A 1,013-nucleotide genomic window follows, 5' to 3' on the forward strand; every position below is an offset into this window, starting at 1 on the left:
CTACGACGCCCGCACCATCGAACTCGCCAACTGGCACTGCGTCGAATGCGGCGGCCGCGTCCGCACCCGCGCCGACGACGAATCCATCGTCTGGTGCGCAGGCCTGGGTGCCGTCGAGGGGCCAGCGTGGGAGGGAGAGGACATGCCGGTGATGTACGGGCCCTGCGGCGCGAAGTGGGGGAAAGGTGAATGGGTGGACTTCATGCAGCGGCAGCAGCAGAGGGAGAGGATGGCGTCATGACCAGCCTCCGACCATTGGCCACTTGCCAATGCACCCGGGCCACGAACGCGTGCACCCGTCTGGCTTCCCAGGAGGATCTACGCTGCGATGTCTGCCGCAGTGGATGCGCGCACGTTGGATGGGCCCCGGTCGGCACCCCGGTTGAGGACATCCCGATGACGGGCCACTGGGAAACGCCGCGTGTGACCTTCGGAGGTACATCGTGATCGACCGGACTATTCGCGCTACCGCCACGGACCCGAAAGCCGGCATGACGCTCGCCGAGCTGGCCGCGTTCGTCCAGGCCGCGCTCCGCGACGACGCTGCCGACGACGTGCCGCTCCGCGCCGTGGTCAACCTCCGCGGCGGCATCAAGAAACTGGAGACCCGAGCATGAGTCGCACACCCGACGACACCCTCGCCGCGATCGACGACGTCATCACCTGGCACGGCAGCCCCGACGCCATGGTGTGGACCGCTGAGCCGCCGAAGCAGCCAGACTTCTCCGGCATCGCCGCCGCGCTGGCGCCGATGCGGCCCAGCCCTGAGGAGGCCCGTGCGCTCGTCGACCGGCTGGCCGAGCAGATGGGCCGCAACGCGCGCGCCGTCAGCGAGGCCCTGTCTCCGATCATCAACAGCCCTGAGGGGCACGCCCTCATCGAGGCCGCCGAGCGCGGCGAACTGGAGTCGGACCCGCCGTCATGCAACTGCCTGTGCCAGGTCTCTCACAAAGGACAGCAGGGCATCTGCCAGGGCGACGCGGTCGATGAGATCGTCCGCGTGTCACCAACTG

The 1,013-nt window shown here is 68.7% G+C and carries 3 protein-coding genes; all 3 read left to right on the plus strand.

The window, feature by feature from the left end; translation table 11 throughout:
* Nucleotides 1-241, plus strand: a 241-nt coding sequence (locus ACWDS7_RS48705; protein WP_451934864.1) for a hypothetical protein, incomplete at its 5' end; no start/stop codon positions are given.
* 202 nt (nucleotides 242-443) lie between these two features.
* On the plus strand, nucleotides 444-617 hold the full coding sequence (locus tag ACWDS7_RS48710; RefSeq protein WP_451934865.1) for a hypothetical protein: 174 nt from the start codon (nucleotides 444-446) through the stop codon (nucleotides 615-617).
* Nucleotides 614-1,013: hypothetical protein (locus ACWDS7_RS48715; RefSeq protein ID WP_451934866.1), on the plus strand; the 400-nt coding region annotated here is incomplete at its 3' end. The genes ACWDS7_RS48710 and ACWDS7_RS48715, both read left to right, overlap by 4 nt.

It is taken from the genome of Streptosporangium sp. NPDC003464, from assembly GCF_053588315.1.